Source organism: Paracoccus denitrificans, assembly GCF_900100045.1.
In the GTDB taxonomy this organism is placed as follows: domain Bacteria; phylum Pseudomonadota; class Alphaproteobacteria; order Rhodobacterales; family Rhodobacteraceae; genus Paracoccus; species Paracoccus denitrificans.
The window spans coordinates 1-14,822 of record NZ_FNEA01000024.1 but is presented as its reverse complement, the minus strand read 5'-3'; the positions used below and the strand labels follow the sequence as shown (position 1 = coordinate 14,822).

General features: G+C 63.4%; 13 protein-coding genes, 1 tRNA gene and 1 pseudogene. 7 read left to right on the top strand and 8 right to left on the bottom strand.

The features are described from left to right. The first annotated feature begins 36 nt into the window (after window positions 1–36). The 4 genes from metG (at window position 37) to BLT64_RS18925 (ending at window position 5,273) form a co-directional block, all read left to right on the top strand. A complete protein-coding gene (gene metG / locus BLT64_RS18940) occupies window positions 37–1,755 on the top strand; it encodes a methionine--tRNA ligase (RefSeq protein WP_011748333.1) in 1,719 nt (572 codons plus the stop codon). 193 nt (window positions 1,756–1,948) lie between these two features. After that, complete coding sequence (locus BLT64_RS18935; protein ID WP_011748334.1) at window positions 1,949–4,090, top strand: TonB-dependent receptor domain-containing protein; 2,142 nt, start codon at window positions 1,949–1,951, stop codon at window positions 4,088–4,090. A gap of 92 nt (window positions 4,091–4,182) precedes the next feature. After that, complete coding sequence (rocF, locus tag BLT64_RS18930; protein WP_011748335.1) at window positions 4,183–5,103, top strand: arginase; 921 nt, start codon at window positions 4,183–4,185, stop codon at window positions 5,101–5,103. Between the two features lie 84 nt (window positions 5,104–5,187). Continuing rightward, window positions 5,188–5,273 (top strand) — tRNA-Leu (locus BLT64_RS18925). Between the two features lie 594 nt (window positions 5,274–5,867). On the opposite strand, the gene BLT64_RS18920 is transcribed toward BLT64_RS18925, so the two are convergent. The 3 genes from BLT64_RS18920 to BLT64_RS18915 are packed head-to-tail and all read right to left on the bottom strand — an operon-like array spanning window position 5,868 to window position 6,699. Continuing rightward, complete coding sequence (locus tag BLT64_RS18920) at window positions 5,868–6,335, bottom strand: sigma-70 RNA polymerase sigma factor region 4 domain-containing protein (protein WP_011748337.1); 468 nt, start codon at window positions 6,333–6,335, stop codon at window positions 5,868–5,870. Then, window positions 6,332–6,481: a hypothetical protein gene (locus BLT64_RS26940; RefSeq protein WP_157137434.1), complete on the bottom strand. Its 150-nt coding sequence runs from the start codon at window positions 6,479–6,481 to the stop codon at window positions 6,332–6,334. The genes BLT64_RS18920 and BLT64_RS26940 overlap by 4 nt, the downstream gene beginning before the upstream one ends. Next, complete coding sequence (locus BLT64_RS18915) at window positions 6,478–6,699, bottom strand: hypothetical protein (protein ID WP_128492944.1); 222 nt, start codon at window positions 6,697–6,699, stop codon at window positions 6,478–6,480. The genes BLT64_RS26940 and BLT64_RS18915 overlap by 4 nt, the downstream gene beginning before the upstream one ends. 1,919 nt (window positions 6,700–8,618) lie before the next feature. On the opposite strand from BLT64_RS18915, the gene BLT64_RS26495 reads away from it, so the two are divergent. The 3 genes from BLT64_RS26495 to BLT64_RS18895 all read left to right on the top strand — a co-directional run bounded on the left by BLT64_RS26495 (window position 8,619) and on the right by BLT64_RS18895 (window position 10,355). Then, complete coding sequence (locus BLT64_RS26495; protein ID WP_011748340.1) at window positions 8,619–8,918, top strand: hypothetical protein; 300 nt, start codon at window positions 8,619–8,621, stop codon at window positions 8,916–8,918. Beyond that, window positions 8,918–9,136: a hypothetical protein gene (locus tag BLT64_RS18900; protein ID WP_011748341.1), complete on the top strand. Its 219-nt coding sequence runs from the start codon at window positions 8,918–8,920 to the stop codon at window positions 9,134–9,136. Before BLT64_RS26495 ends, BLT64_RS18900 begins: the two co-directional genes overlap by 1 nt. A 295-nt stretch (window positions 9,137–9,431) precedes the next feature. Then, the gene (locus BLT64_RS18895; RefSeq protein ID WP_011748342.1) at window positions 9,432–10,355 is read left to right on the top strand and encodes a BstA C-terminal domain-containing protein; all 924 of its coding nucleotides are present in this window, start codon (window positions 9,432–9,434) and stop codon (window positions 10,353–10,355) included. Between the two features lie 92 nt (window positions 10,356–10,447). On the opposite strand, the gene BLT64_RS18890 is transcribed toward BLT64_RS18895, so the two are convergent. The 5 genes and pseudogenes from BLT64_RS18890 to BLT64_RS18865 all read right to left on the bottom strand — a co-directional run. After that, window positions 10,448–10,636 (bottom strand): hypothetical protein, encoded by a 189-nt coding sequence (locus BLT64_RS18890; protein ID WP_041529929.1) that lies wholly within the window; start codon window positions 10,634–10,636, stop codon window positions 10,448–10,450. Between the two features lie 615 nt (window positions 10,637–11,251). Continuing rightward, on the bottom strand, window positions 11,252–11,782 hold the full coding sequence (locus BLT64_RS27755) for an HGGxSTG domain-containing protein (protein WP_041529930.1): 531 nt from the start codon (window positions 11,780–11,782) through the stop codon (window positions 11,252–11,254). A 10-nt stretch (window positions 11,783–11,792) separates the two neighbouring features. Beyond that, on the bottom strand, window positions 11,793–13,379 hold the full coding sequence (locus tag BLT64_RS18875) for a hypothetical protein (protein WP_041529931.1): 1,587 nt from the start codon (window positions 13,377–13,379) through the stop codon (window positions 11,793–11,795). Window positions 13,380–13,763: 384 nt separating this feature from the next. Next, a complete protein-coding gene (locus BLT64_RS18870) occupies window positions 13,764–14,537 on the bottom strand; it encodes a DUF3987 domain-containing protein (protein ID WP_011748346.1) in 774 nt (257 codons plus the stop codon). Then, a pseudogene (locus BLT64_RS18865) lies at window positions 14,488–14,822 on the bottom strand (IS5-like element IS1248A family transposase); the annotation flags it as partial. The gene BLT64_RS18870 and the pseudogene BLT64_RS18865, both read right to left, overlap by 50 nt.

Below are 14,822 nucleotides of genomic sequence, written 5' to 3'. Positions count from 1 at the left end.
GATAAAGAAGCGCAAGAAACCCAACAGGATCCGAACATGGCGCGGCATCTCATCACCTCGGCGATCCCCTATATCAACGGGATCAAGCATCTCGGCAATCTTGTCGGCTCGCAGCTTCCGGCGGACCTTTACGCCCGGTATCTGCGGGGTCGCGACAATGAGGTGATGTTCATCTGCGCAACCGACGAACACGGCACCCCCGCCGAGCTTGCCGCCGCCAAGGCCGGCAAGCCGATAGCCGTCTATTGCGCCGAGATGCATGAGGTCCAGGCGGAAATCGCGCGCAATTTCGGCCTTTCCTTCGATCATTTCGGCCGCTCTTCCAGCGAGCGCAACCATGTGCTGACCCAGCATTTCGCCGGCAAGCTGGACGAGAACGGCTATATCGCCGAGGTCGAGGAGCGGCAGGTCTATTCCATCGACGACGGCCGCTTCCTGCCCGACCGCTATATCGAGGGCACCTGTCCCAATTGCGGCTATGACAAGGCGCGCGGCGACCAGTGCGAGAACTGCACCAAGCAGTTGGACCCGACCGACCTGATCGAGCCGCGCTCGGCCATTTCCGGCTCGACCAATCTGGAAGTGCGGGCGACCAAGCACCTCTACCTGCGCCAGCGCTCGCTGAAGGACCGGATCGCCGCCTGGATCGACAGCAAGACCGACTGGCCGATCCTGACCACGTCGATCGCCAGGAAATGGCTGAACGACGGCGACGGCTTGCAGGATCGCGGCATCACCCGCGACCTCGACTGGGGCATCCCGGTGAAAAAGGGCGACAAGCCCTGGCCGGGGATGGAGGGCAAGGTCTTCTACGTCTGGTTCGACGCGCCCATCGAATATATCGCCGCCACCGCCGAGGGCGCCGACAAGCGCGGCGAGCCCGACAGCGCCTGGCGCCGCTGGTGGCGCCTGGACGAGGGCGCCGAGGACGTGACCTATACCCAGTTCATGGGCAAGGACAACGTGCCCTTCCACACGCTGTCCTTCCCGGCGACGATCATCGGCTCGGGCGAGCCGTGGAAGCTGGTCGACTACATCAAGAGCTTCAATTACCTGACCTATGACGGCGGCCAGTTCTCGACCAGCCAGGGACGCGGCGTGTTCATGGATCAGGCGCTGTCGATCCTGCCCGCCGATTACTGGCGCTGGTGGCTTCTGTCCCACGCCCCCGAATCGGGCGACAGCGAGTTCACCTGGGACAATTTCCAGCAATCCGTGAACAAGGACCTGGCGGACGTGCTGGGCAACTTTGTCAGCCGGATCACCAAGTTCTGCCGCAGCAAGTTCGGCGAGACGATCCCCCAGGGCGGCAGCTACGGCCCCGAGGAAGAGGCGCTGATCCAGGCGCTGACCACCCGCATCCGCGCCTATGAAGGCTTCATGGACCATGTCGAGGTCCGCAAATCGGCGGCGGAGTTGCGCGCGATCTGGGTGCTTGGCAACGAATACCTGCAATCGGCAGCACCCTGGTCGACCTTCAAGACCGACCCGGACAAGGCGGCGATGCAGGTCCGGCTGGGGCTGAACCTGATCCGGCTTTACGCGGTTTTGTCCGCGCCCTTCATCCCCTTCGCGGCGGATGCGATGCTGGCGGCGATGCAGACCGAGAACCGCGACTGGCCCGACGATGTCCGCGCGGCGCTGGAGGCCCTGCCCGCCGGCCATGCCTTTACCGTGCCCGAGGTGCTTTTCGCCAAGATCAGCGACGAAAGCCGCGACGAATGGCAGGACCGCTTCAAGGGCATCCGCGGCTGACCCCGACCCACGCCCTGCGGCAAAATGACGCGATCCTGTGGCATTCGTGCCACAGAACCCTTCCCAAACGGGATGATCCCTTGTCCCGCGAAAGAGAGGCTGGTTAATCGCCGGCAGCTACCCAGGTCTTGGCACTCCCTCTCTCGCCCTCTCGGCCCAGGCAAAAACCTGTTCCTGTTGTCGAGAGGTGACGATGCCGTCCTTTCCATCCCATCCCCCTGCCCGCCTGCGAGCCAATCGCAACCTGCGCGCAGCCCTGCTGTCGCTGACGGCGCTTTGCGCGCCTGCGATGGCCCTGGCGCAAGAGGAAAATGCCGATGTCGTCGTCCTGGACAACATCGTCATCACCGCCGCAGGTTTCGAGCAGAACATCAAGGAAGCGCCCGCCAGCATCTCGGTCATCACTGCCGAGGAACTGCAAAAGGGCAACTTCACCAGCCTGACCGATGCGCTGAAAGAGGTTCAGGGCGTCGTCACGACCGGCACCGCCAATGAAGCGGACATCTTCATCCGCGGCCTGCCGGGGCAATACACCCTGATCCTTGTGGACGGAAAGCGCCAGAGCACCCGCGATTCGCGCACCAACGGCAATGCCGGCTATGAGCAGAGCTTCATCCCTCCGATCGCCGCCATCGACCGCATCGAGGTCGTGCGCGGGCCGATGTCCTCGCTTTACGGCTCGGATGCCATGGGCGGGGTGATCAACATCATCACCAAGCCGGTCGCCGACAGCTGGACCGGCTCGGTTTCGGTCGAGACCGTGATCCAGGACGAGGAAGGCTTCGAGAACAGCCGGCAGACTTCGTTCTACGCCTCGGGTCCGCTGATCGCCAATACGCTTGGTCTGCAGGTGTGGGGTCGCAAGTTCGACCAGGACGCCTCGTCGATTTCCGGCGGGCCCGGCGGCTCGGACGACTACGACCTGGGCGCACGGCTGACCTGGCATGTGGATGACCAGAACCAGGTGCTGCTGGAGGCCGGCCGCACCCAGATCACCGCCGAGGATTATGGCGATCTGGGCTATCGCGACCATGACCGCGACCACTGGTCGCTGACCCACAAGGGCAGCTTTGCGGATCTGGATACCGAGCTCAGCTTCTCGCAGGAAACCGGCGAACGCACCTCCTACAGCCGCACCGCAGCCGGCGCCGAATTCGTCGAGAACCTGCGCTCGCCCGAAGTGCGCAACTCGGTTCTGGACGGCAAGGCGACCCGGACCCTGTCCTGGAACGGCGAGCACAGGCTGACCGTGGGCGGCCAGTTCCTGCGCACCGAGATCTTCGACCAGAACCCCGGCGCCGTGGCACCGGGCGAAGAGCCCCGCGACGAAAAGTTCCAAGGCGATGAATGGTCGCTTTATGTCGAGGACGAATGGCGCCTGCGCGACGATTTCGCCCTGACCCTGGGCGTGCGCTATACCGATAACGAATTCTACGGCGGCCATGTCGCGCCCCGCATCTACGGGGTCTGGAACGCCACGCCGAACCTGACCGTGAAGGGCGGCATCTCGACCGGCTACAAGACGCCCGAACTACGTTCGATCATCCCGGGCTACGCCTATACCAGCGGCGGCGCGGGCTGCGCCAGCAACACGCCGCCCTCCTGCGCCGTGATCCTGGGCAATCCGGACCTGAAGCCGGAAGAAACCCTGAACTTCGAGCTGTCCACGGTCTATGAGGCCGACACCTTCACTCTCAGCGCCACGGCCTTCCACACGAAGTTCGACAACAAGCTGCAGCAAAAAAGCGTTGGCCGGGACACCGACGGCGACGGGGTGATCGACGAACACGAATACTGGACGGACGGTCCCCAATATCTGGGCTCGGACGGCGAGCTGTATTACCGCCGCATCATCCAGAACTTCAACGTCGACAAAGCCGAGATCAGCGGCCTGGAACTGGCCGGCGATTGGGACATCACCTCGACGCTGTCTGCGCGTGCGTCCTATACCTATACGAAATCCGAGCAGAAGACCGGCGAATTCGCGGGCTTCCCGCTGGCGCGCACCCCCGAGCATATGGCCAGCCTGCGTTTCGACTGGATGACCCCGGTCGAAGGGCTGGATACTTGGCTCTCGGCCAATTACCATGGTTCGGAAATCGCCTCGGGCCTGCGTATCGGCAGCAACGGTCGCGAAGTCGAGATCAACGGCCAGACCGGGCGCAAATACTCGCCCTACACGACCGTCGATATCGGCGCGAACTATCGGATCAACGAGATGGCGACCCTCAACGCCGCCGTCTACAACGTCTTCAACGAAGAGGTTCTCGAGACCGATTTCAACACGGTCCAGGAGGGTCGTCGCCTCTGGCTGGGCCTGACGGCGAGTTTCTAAGCGCCCTTTTCCTGAACATCTGCCTGCCCGGCTGTGGACTTTCCGCAGCCGGGCATGTTCTTTTCAAGGGCAGGAGACAGGAAGGAGCGCGCATGACCCATTGCATCCTGATCGGCGCCCCGGTGGACGAGGGGCAACGGCGGCCCGGCTGCCTGATGGGCCCCGCCGCCTATCGCGTGGCCGGACTGGCCTCGACCCTGATCGATCTGGGCCATACGGTCGAGGATCGCGGCGATCTTAGCCCCGCCCCGGGCCGAGGCCAGGCCTGCGCCAATCCGGCCGTGCATCACCTGCCCGAGATCATCGCCTGGACCGAGGCGCTGCGGGCCTCCGGCTGCTCGGCGATGGAAGAGGGCATGCCGATCTTTCTGGGCGGCGATCATGCGCTGGCGCTTGGCTCCCTGGCCGGTGTGGCCGCGCATGCCCGGGCGGCGGGACGGCCGCAATTCGTGCTGTGGCTGGACGCGCATAGCGATTTCCACACCGTCGAGACCACCACCTCGGGCAACCTGCACGGCACGCCGCTGGCCTATGCCTCGGGGCGGGCGGGCTTCGACCCGTTTCCCGCCTTCCCGGCCCCGATCCCGGGCAGGAACATCTGCATGTTCGGCATCCGCAGCGTGGACAGCGCCGAATCCGCCGCGCTGCGCGAAACCGAAATCATCGTGAACGACATGCGCGTGCTGGACGAACGCGGCATCGTCGCACCGCTGCGCGAATTCCTTGATCGCGTGCAGGCCGAGAACGGCATGCTGCATGTGTCGCTGGACGTGGATTTCCTCGACCCCTCGATCGCGCCCGCCGTCGGCACCACCGTCCCCGGCGGCACCACCTTCCGCGAGGCGCATCTGGTTTGCGAGCTTCTGCACGAAAGCGGCCTGATGACCTCGCTCGACCTGGTCGAACTGAACCCGTTCCTGGACGAGCGGGGCCGCACCGCCAAGCTGATGGTCGATCTGGTCGGCTCGCTGATGGGGCGCAAGGTCTTCGACCGACCGACGCACAGCTATTGACAGGCCCGGCGACGGGGGCGGCGAGCGACGGGGGCGGCGACTGAGGCTTGCCAATCTCCGTCCCGCCCGCTAGCCAATCCCGGCGCGGGCGTGGCGGAATGGTAGACGCATGGGACTTAAACTCCCTGGGGCGCAAGCCTGTGCGGGTTCGAGTCCCGCCGCCCGCACCAATATTTCCAGAAAAACATAATTTTTTCATGTAGTTAAGCGCATGATGAATTATCCAGACCACCCTTAAGCCCCCTTAATGGCGCGCGGTTGGCTGCTGCCGATTGCGGTCGTGAGTGATGCGGATGGGCCACGCCCTGGGATGGATTAGAGCCAGCCTCTGCCCCGCCCGCGCGATCTGTCGCCGGGCCGTGAGCGCACCAGGACGGTTGCCCGGTGGCGGCTGCTTTCGATCTGCCCGGCCGCCCATCGCGTCCATCTTGGACACAGGTAGGGTGACTGAAAAAAAGCGGTAGCGGCCGACATGCGTCCTCCTGCGATTTTCGCTATTCCGCGATTCTCGGCCCTCGGGTCGTCAGAAAGGGCTCTCTGGCTGGGTTTTCGCGACGGCCAGAAATCGCAACGTGCTGCTATTCGGTTGCGATTTTGCCGCGGAAGTAGCGGATGTAGCAGGGATGGAAGGCATCGGACGGCAAGGCCGCGGCGGCACCCATACGGCCGATACGGCACCCTTCGCCTCCATGCGAAAGCCCCCGCATGATGCGAGGGCTCGCGTCGGCCAATGCGCTCACCCCCTTCCGGGGCGGGCCAAGAAGTCAGCGGCCATGCACACCGCAGTCGCTCGCGATGGCTTCGCAAGCAACCCCCTTCTGGATTGCGCGCTTGAGGATGCCATGCACTTGGCTCACGGCCCGACCAGTTTCCGCGGCGATCTGCCGATGGGTCTTGCCCTCGCAGCGCAGGGACAGGACCGCGCGAGACAGCGCATCCATATCCCCACGCAGGGCAACCTCGCACTTGATCATATCGGCCAGCAGCTTCGGGTTCACCCGAGGCGGGCGGGGCTGCTTCGCCTTCTGCCGCTTTCCCTCCTGCCGCTCGGCCACCCGTAGCCGTTGGCTGCGGCGAATGGCGGCAATCTGAGCATCACGGATCGCCTTGAAGTTCCTCGACGCCATAGGATCGAAGCTGGAAATCCCACGCGGGATGATATGCACGTCGCAGAGAACCGGAACGCCATAGCGCGCCGCGACCTCGGCTTTCACTTGTTCCGCATAGGTCATGCCGCACCCCCGATCCGACGAAGGTCGCTTGCAGCGAGTTCCAGGCCGAGGATCGGCAGGGGAACGCCCTGCGCCGCCACGATGGCAATGTAACCCTCGATCCGGGCGATTGCCTGGGCGATGCGGTCTTTCTCACTCCGGGTCATGCCACGCCCTCCATGCGGTCAAGTCGGCGATGGCCGATCAGAAGCGCCTCGCGCTGGAAGGCAACGGCGTTGCGGACGGACTGATAGTCGCCCCTGCCGGTTTCGATTTCATCCAGAGCGAGGCGTAGCTTTTCAGCGATCAGCTTTCGCTCTGCGTCGGGAACTTTGGCAAGGCTGGCGGCAGGCAATACGCCTGTGTTATGGCAATGGTTAGCCATTCGCTGATCCTCCATAGATCAGGGTTTCGGTCAGGGCCGGGTGGAACGTAGGACTTCCGCCCGGCCCGCTTTCGTGTTAACACCGGATCATGAATGCGTCAACTCATGATAACACGAAACGCCGCCGCCCACCCGAAACCGGGACGCTTGTCGGGGTCCGCCTGCAACCCGCTCTCCTAGCGTGGCTTGATGCAGAACGCACAAAACTGGACCCGGCGCCCTCACGCCCGGAAATGATACGCATATACTTGGAAGAAAGACGCGGATTGCCCTAGCCTCTAGGAGTCCGGCCCGAGACAGGATTGAAAGCAGCAGCCCGAGAGCGGCTATCAACGGCGAGGCATAACCATGCAGTGGGCAGAATGCGCCAAGACCTCAGAAGCGGCCTTCGGGCAGTCCCGGTTCGCATGGCCAGAAGCCGGGTGGTCGGGATTCAACTGCGAACCAGGGCTTTCAATCTCTGACATAACCGGCGGTATCGCGTGGCTGTGGACCTACCCCGCAGACTATCTCCTTCGCCTTCCAGCGGTTGCGTCATTCCTGGAACTTGAGCCGAACCATGTCGGAGGCGGTCTATCGGGTGCTATCACGTTCGGCTTTGCAGCGCTCGTGGGTATCTTCATCAAAGCGGTTCTCGATGACATGTCGTTTCATCGACAAGCATAGGCTGTGGCGCTTGGCCTGTCCCGTTTTCGACGCTTGGTCGTCGGCGAACGATGCAGACGCAGACTTTGCATCTGCACCTCCGTGCTTTGCTACAGCGCCCGCCACACCATGCCGCGTCTCCGGGTGCAGCGCCTCGTAGGCCTCCTTCCGCCGGGCGGTGCATGTGGCTTTCTCACCGCCAGCCCCATGGTGGTGGCGCCGGCCATCTGGTCGGGGATGAGCGAAAGGATCTGCCATGAAGAACCTCGAAACCGGCACCTGGGTGCGCTGTATCAAAACGGGCGAATTGCTCCGGGTGGCTTGGCTATCGGATGACGGGCTGTCAGTTTTATGCGACCGCATGCCAGACGGGGCGGGCCGACGCGATACGGTATCGGCCGCCCCTGATCGGCTCTTGCCCGCGTAAAGCTGGCGCGCGCGCCGCTCAGCCAAACTTGGCGGCGCGCGACCTCTCCGCTCTCCGCGAGCGCGCCGCACGCTTCCTGCATGATTCACGACAGAACACGGCATCGGCCCTGCGGAACTCTGGTACGGGTTGGCCGCACCATGCACAGCACCAACCATTCTTCCGCAGGTTCGACAATATCCGCTTGGCTCGCGCCAGCCTCTGCGTGCGCCCTGAGAGCATGAAGGTATCGTATTGGACAGACCAGCCGTTCGGCCTTTCCTCTATGCTGATGGCCCAAGGGTCGGGTGCTGGCATGGTGATGGCTCCGTTTTTCCGTGGGTCACAGCCGGGTCAGTATCATGATACCACATGGCGTCGGGGAACTAACCCCCCTGCCGGGAATCAAGCCCGACGCTATGAGCCCGTGCGATTTGATTTTCGGTTGATTTCCTCGATTACGCCCGGTGCTGTTCAACAGTATGCGGCCGAGGCGGTCGGGGATGAGGCATAAGCCGCCGCCCCACCCTGTAGGCTTGACGGTCATCTGGCCATCGCTCAGATTGTTGGAGCTAGGGCAGTCAGAGCGAGAAAATGGCGAGACGAAGCAATGTTCAGCCGATATTCGTGCGGCTCGAAACTGCTGCAAAGCTCCTGGATATGACGCCAAAGGAGTTCGCCGACCTTGTTAATCATGGGTCTTTGCCCGGTCCCTGCAAGATAGGGACTCATCAGCGATGGCCCGTCGAGCAGATCAAGGCAATCGTTGACGGCACGGCTATCCGGCTTGAGGATGAGTTTGAGTTGTAGGAACGGCCAGCAACCCCATCAGAGGGCCTACCGCTCCCCCGGTCGAGAGGAACAGAACATGCGTTTCACGACAAGCTTGATCATCGCGTCGGTGCTGATGGCGCCAGCCCTTCCAGCGTCTGCTGCACTAAGCGGCTACTGGGACAGTTCGAGAATCCTGCATGCGGTGCTGGGCGACAACCGGCTGGCCGACGCTCTCAAGCAGCAGCCCATCGAGCGCATCGAAAAGACGGCCGAGGGATACGAGGTCAGCAGCCGGGATTGCGCGGTGCAGGTCAAGGTGGCCTCCATTGCGCCTGACCATCCGGGGCCGACCCGCCACACCATCAGCATTGGCAAGGGGCGGTGCCAGCAGTAATGCCCGAGTTGAGAACCGAGGACGCTGAACAGATCGAGGCGGCGGCACGCGTGGTGCTGGGACTGCTACGATTGCAGGCGCTAAAGCCGGGCACAATCCCTGCGGAGGAATTGCCGGACATGCTGCTGGTGGCGGCGGAGGAACGGCACCGCCAGGGCGATTTCGGCGCAGAGCGGATGCTGTGCGATTGGGCGGATATGTTGAGGGATTGGGAGTGAGGCGGCGGAGAGGGTGAGGGGCGCGTAGCTGCTGCCGCCATAATTCAGCCAGTTAGTTAACAGAAAAAACAAGTTGATAGCCACACAGGCGCACGCCAGTATGCAAAAGTAACAAAGGCCACCACGCTGTGCGTGATGACCCTTTGTTACGGCGCATTGCTGGGCCGCTCTTGTGCAACTCGTTTGTGAACCATGCGAGAAGTTCTGTCCAGCAATGCGTTTCCAAGAGCCATGCGGAACAGCCTCAAAACAGGCCGTTCAGCACCACTTCAACGCGTTGAAACGGAACTAAAATATGGCAAAATCACGCTCTTTGAGCACCACCCGTGAACAGAAAGAATTGCCGTTGAGAATCGCGGCAGAGCGGGAGGTTGATGGGGTCGAAATGGGCGTGCTGTCAAATGGCACGTCATACCTGACGATCAGGGGGCTGGCGAGGATGTGCGGAGTAGATCACTCCGTGATTGTTCGTGTCACTGATCAGCTTCTAAACGACCCCGAAAAGCCACGCGCCCGTCAAATCAGAGAGTTGATCAAAGGCCAAGGTGGCAATGATGGGATTGTGTTTTTCCCGGTCGAGAAGAACGGGGTGCTCCATCACACAATCCCGGACACAGTATGTATGGCGATACTGGAGTATTACGCCTTCGAAGCAAGAGGCGGAGACGGTCAGGCTCTCAAGGCATATCGGGCGCTGGCGCGGAAAGGCTTCCGAGACTTCATCTATGCGCAAGTCGGATACAACCCAAGCGGCGCAGTTGATGTCGCATGGCAGCAGTATCAGGACCGCGTGTCGTTGGTCTATGATAATGTCCCGGCTGGATATTTCTGTGTATTCAAAGAAATAGCGGAAATGTTCGTTACCCTGCTGCAAAGCGGGGCGAAGCTTGGCAACGGGTTCATCCCCGACATCAGCGTTGGGCAGGCTTGGGGAAAGCACTGGACGGCGGACAACCTAGACAATGTCTATGGGATGCGGCGGCAGTTCCACCACAACTACCCGGACTATTTCCCGCAATCGGCATCGAACCCGCAGCCAGCCAACTGCTATCCCGACGACGCCCTTCCAGAGTTCAGGCGCTGGATGCGTGAGCACTACCTTGCCAACGGGCTGCCAAAATACTTGGTATCGAAGGTAAAAGCAGGGCAATTGGAGGCACCCGCCGCTACAATCGCGGTGGAGGCATTCAAGAACCGATCACTCCCCGCCCCGAAATAACTAACCCCAGCCCCGCTCCGGCGGGGCTTCTTCATGCCGAAAACGAAAACGGCGAGGTTTCCCCCGCCGCCGACTTGCCCATGAACGCTCCGCTAGTCGGCCAAGGCTTCGTATCCCTTGTTCCAGGCATCGACCTTGGCGTCGTGAGCCGCTTGCGCCGCCTTTTCCTTGTCGCGTTTGACTTCGGTGGCGTTGCCGGGTCCGCCCTCGTTGTCCATGGCATCCACCGCAGTTTGAAGCATCTGGGCCTCGGTTTGCGGGACTTTGCTTTCTCGGACCATGACAGGTCCTCCATCACACCGCGGCGAGAATTCCGCCGGGATGCAGCATTATAACACAGGCTGGGGTTGATAGCACGGACTCATATGCCCGCCCTCACCGGCGGGGCTTCTTCATGCCCGGAACCGCCCGCCATCCCGCGCGTTCCTCCCTGCCTCGCATAATCGGAACCTTGCGCGGCAGCCCCTGCGTCTTCCTCTTGGCGCGTGGGCTTCATGGATGGCGAATACGGGGTTCCACCAACTTGCCTCCGCTACGCTCCGTGGCGGGGGCTTTTTACGGAACCCAGCGCCCCATGAGACGTTCATTGAGCGTCCGATCATTTCGCGCGGACGAGGAACGGTAACGAGTGCAGCTCGCCTATTTTTGGCGGGCTTTTATTCGTGCTCCTGGGGCTGCCGGGTTGGATGGCCGATGGGTGCTTACATGCCTGTAAGTGTCCAAAGGGACAACTTCCCCGCGGCAAAAACTCTCTGTAGTTGAGCGCGCAGTGAACGAGTGCATGTGAACCAGTTGAAACGGCCGGGCCTTCGGGTCCGGCTTTTTAATCGCCGCAGCCGGCGCGGCGCTTGTCCAGCAGCACCAGCCCTGTGCGCTTGCTCAGCGGCCCGCCGCCATCAGCAGCGGCAATCAGCATGAGCGCGGGCTGCCTCGGCCTTCCAACGCCGCCGCTGCGCCTCCCTGATGCGCTCGATCCCCTCGGGCGTTCTGGGCCCGGTAGACTTGCCGCCATGAAACTTGCAGCGCCGCTTGCCCGGCTCGGACTTGCAGCGGCATGGCGTTCCTTTCCGGGTCTTGGCGCCGCAGACGACACGGCGGGTTGCCGCGCGCTGGACTTCTCGGGCTTTCCATTCCTCGAACATGGCAGCCGCCAAAGCATCGGCTTCCGCGATTTCGCGCCTAAGACCCCTTCCCCGCGCGTGCGCGTTATGGTGCACTATGCGGGCCGGGAGAACCCAACCCAGGGCCTGCGCCATCCTTGCGACCGCCCAGGATGTGGGATCGAGCCGGCTGCGGCGCTCCCAATATTGGACAGCGGAACGACCGCAGCCGGCGCGCTGGGCAAGCTCACGCTGCTTGAGCCCAGCGGCCTTTCTCCGGGCGGCAAGCTCGGCGCCGGAATGGTAGATCTGGATGGGCTCCTGCATTGACATGCCCTCAATCCTCTTTCAGCCCCAAGAGCGCCGCCAGGACCGGCGACAGGGCATTCCGGGGCAGTATATCGGTGCCTCGGCCGACCGTCTGGTTAGCCAGCCAGTTCTGCGCCGGACGCGACATTCGTGCCATTCCCAGCAGGCCGGGCATGACTGTCCCAGCAGCAGCCCCAAGAGCGCCGCCGGTAGGACCGCCTGCAAGAGAACCGAGGCCAGCGCCCGCGGACGCCCACCCCAGACCGGGAAGCCCCATCGCCTGGATGTTTTGCGCCGTTCCCGAGTTCGGCAAAGGCCGTAGGATGCCTTCGCCCGCCCGTGCGAGATTGCCGAGTTCGCCCCTTGCGCCTTGGGCATAGGATGAACGCCCTTGCTGAACGACAGCATTCCTGAGCGCAGAAGGCGACAGAATACCAGCCGCAGCGTTTTCGCCGGCTCCGGTGGCTGCCTTCTGGATGGCCAGGAAATTGCGCCATTGCTCGCGCGCTGTCGCCAGACGCGCCACGTCATCGGTGCGCCCCATGCTGGTCAGGGTCGATGCAAGGGCATCATCAAGCGCGCCCAGCGCCTCGATAGCGGCGGAGCGGGTTGCGCCGTCGCTGCTGGTGGTCAGCTTCGACAGGCTTGACCGCCACGAATTGACCGTGCTGGCCGGGATGGCCTGGCCCGTCCTGAACGCACCCGTCATGCGCTTGACGACCTCCCCGATAATGGGCGCCTGGGATGATTTCGGGGCAAGCTGCTTGTAGGTTTCATTCGCGGCGGCGAGGGCATTGAGCGTGGCAGGCTCCGGGGTCACATCCACGCCGCGCGCCACATCATCGAAAACCGATCCGATCCGCCTCGCCGTATCCGCCAGCACCTCGGGCGTAGCGCGGCTGGCATCCGTCCCTGCGGTCCTGAGAGCCGCGCGCGTCAGCGCCTCGCGCTGGGTATCGTTCAGCGCCTGCCCGGCATTGGTCATGCCTTCCTTGCGGCGCAGGGCCTCGTTGCCGACGCGCTGGCCGGCCGAGACAGGAACGCCTGCATCATCGAGAACGCGCGCAAGAGCGAGGCGGCCCTGATCTGCGCCGCCATGAGGGCTAATCGCCCGCCTTACCCCGCGCTCTGCAAGGTTCGCCATGGGGGCAGCCAGCATGCCTGCGGCGGCGCGCGCCAATTGCTCTCCTGGCAGCCCCTCAGCAAGTTGTCCTGCTGTTTCCGACGCAAGGCCGGGAACAACGCCATATCGCAGGGCATTCGACAGCGGAGCGCCGGGCATCACCATGGCGGACGGAACGAATTCGCCCACGGTCCCAGCGTATTTCCCGGCGGTGGTATTGCCTCGGAACTCACTGGCGCCCCCTGTCGCGGCGGCGGCCGTTCCCCGGAACAAGTTGCCACTACCCGCCGGCATCATGTCGAAGGCATTGCGCATGCCCTGGGCGACACCCGGAGAAACCACGCCGGCATGTTCAAGCCCGGAGGACGCCAGCTTACCGACGCCCCCCGTCAGCATGCCGGGAAGATCCGCAAGGCCGGTCACGCCGCGCGAAACACCCGCGGCGCCAGCGGCCAGCATGTCCGCCGCACCATCGCTGCCGTGTGCGTTCATGGGGATTCCTTGAGATTGAGGGCCTGCAAGGCCCGCAGCAGATCTGCCGCGAGACAAAGGGCTGCGCTGGGCGCGAGGGTGATTGCGGCCGTCTGCTGACCATCCTGCCAGACGTGAAGGACGGGGCCGGGGCGGACGGTGACCAACGGGGCCGGCAAAATCGCGGAATCGCGACAATCGCAGGCCGGGGCGCTTCGATCTGCGCCGGGCTGTCCCTGCCGGCCCATCAGACCTTGCAAGGCATCACTGCCGACGCAATTTCGACCTCTGGGCGTTGCGATTCCTGCGATTCCCGCGATTTTGATGCCCATATCGGGGCTGGAATCGCGACAATCGCGGGAATCGCAACAGTGGCAGGCGCATTCGTGACGCTGGGGATGTGGGTCAAATAGCATGGCCAGCCCTCACGATGCGATAGGCTTCCTTCCGCGCTGCACCCCGGATCACCTCGCCCTCTTGCAAGGGCATGAGCCAGCCATTCTGAACGAGTTGCACCAGCAGCTTAGACAGCTTGGCCCGCTCACGGATCGAGTTCGGCCCCCGGTTCAGGATTTCCGAGGGCGTCACATCCTGATGCGGCCAGCTATCCAGCAGCCAGCGGCGCAGCATCTCGGCCCGGTTGGTTTCCTCGGAGATGGCCCCGGCCTCGGCCAGACGTCGGGCCTCGCCCAGATAGAAGCGGGCAAGCTCAATGCCCCAGCCCATCGCCTCGGGTGCCACCTCTCGGGCGTCCAGATCGGTCCAGAGGGTCAGCACCCCGGCGATGCGCGCGGCCTGTTCCGCCGCCTTGGAGCCATAGGAGCGGATCTGTTCCAGCGCACCGCCCTGTGCTTGCGCCAGTTCGGTTTCCTCGTAGAACCGCCAGAGCATATCCCGCGCCCGAGCCGAGAGCGGCAGCGTGACCGGCCGCAACTCGCGTTCCGTGTCGCCGGTCGGCATGGGCGTGGCGAGGATCTGGGCCAGCCGGGCCGTGAAGGCATCGAGGTTCAACCGGCTGCCGGCGTCATGGCCGCGCCGCAACCGTGTGCCGATGGCGCTGGGCGGGTCGGTGATCAGGAACCGCGCCAGGAAGCCTTGGCCCGCGGCCAGCGGATCGGCAAGGAAGGGATGCGGTGACGAACAGGTCGAGCGGTCGGCCCTGGCTGTCACAGATGGCATGCAGCTTCGTGTTCATGCCGCCCTTGGTCCGGCCGACGAGGCGTCCACGCCCCCCTTTTTCGCGGCCATGCTGGTCGCGGTGCGGTGCGCTTTCAGATAGGTCGCGTCGATCATCACGGTCTTTTCCTCGCCGTGGTCGGCGGCCAGCCCGATCATCATCCTGGCGAAAATGCCTTTCTCGCTCCAACGCTTCCACCGGCTGTAGAGCGTCTTGTGCGGCCCATACTCCCTGGGGGCATCTCGCCAGCGCAAACCATTGCGATTGATGAAGATAATCCCGCTTAG